The following is a 937-nucleotide window of genomic DNA, read 5'->3' as shown; positions in this document are numbered from 1 at the left end:
GCCGGCTGGCTGCCGGCCGCCCGTTTCGCGGGGCAACTCGCCGCCGCGGCGCCGCTCGTCGCCACCGAACCGACTTCCGCTGGCTGGCGCATCGCGCTGCGCGATTTCCGCGCGGCGGTCGGGCGCCACAATCTGCGCGAGCTGGCCTGCTCGCCGCTCCTGTTCGACCATTTCCGTGCGCTGCGTGCCCAAGGCGCGGCCGACCTGCACGCGAGCGTGCCGCTTGACGTGCTGGCCCTCGTCGGGCGCGCGATGCCGCCGGCGACGTTGCGGGCGATGCCCGACGCGTTCGCGAGCCGGGCGCGGGCCCGCTACGAGCAGGCGCTGCTCGGCGTGCTGCGCACGTCGAATGGCTCGCCGGACGCGGCGCTCGACGAACTCGATGTGACCCTGGCCGCGCTGGCCGCCGACGGCCCGTACGACTTCTGGCGGCTCGCCGCCGCGTGCCTGCGCGCCCTGCGCGCCACCAACGCGCCCGAGCTAAAGCGTTTTCTCGCCCGGACCAACCTGCTGCTCGGCGAGCACGCGCAGGGCAGGCGTCATGCGCCGCCGGCGCTCGTGCGCGAGACGGTCGCCCTGCTATGGCGCGATTTCGCGCTGTTCGGCGCGGCCGCCGAGGATGTCGCGCTCGTCGACGTGCTGCACGACTATGGCCTGACCGTGGACTGGCACGTCGCCGGCACGCCCGCGTCCGAGGCGCTGTGGGAAGCCGGCGCCGCTCAGGCCGAGCAAGATGCGGTCGCGGTGGCGCCCACCCGCATGCTCGGTGTCGTGACCGTCAACGCGCATGCGTACGAGGATTTCCTGCAGACCGCCGATGCGTCGATGGCCGAACTCGCGCTCGATCCGGCCGCGGCCGATGCGGGGGCCGCATGGCGCGCGTCCGCGGCCGCTTATCGGGTCGGTACGGCCGCGTGCGCGCTCGGGCTCGGTCACG

Annotated in this window: 1 protein-coding gene; it reads left to right on the top strand. The window is 74.5% G+C overall.

Annotated features, from left to right (window positions below):
• On the top strand, positions 1–937 hold a 937-nt coding region (locus tag F3J14_RS35095; RefSeq protein WP_166726776.1), incomplete at both ends, for a hypothetical protein.

Origin of the sequence: Burkholderia sp. Tr-862 (assembly GCF_011753085.1) — a bacterium.
GTDB lineage: Bacteria > Pseudomonadota > Gammaproteobacteria > Burkholderiales > Burkholderiaceae > Burkholderia > Burkholderia ambifaria.
The sequence above is the reverse complement of the archived record's forward strand: the minus strand, read 5'-3'. Positions and strand labels throughout refer to the sequence as shown.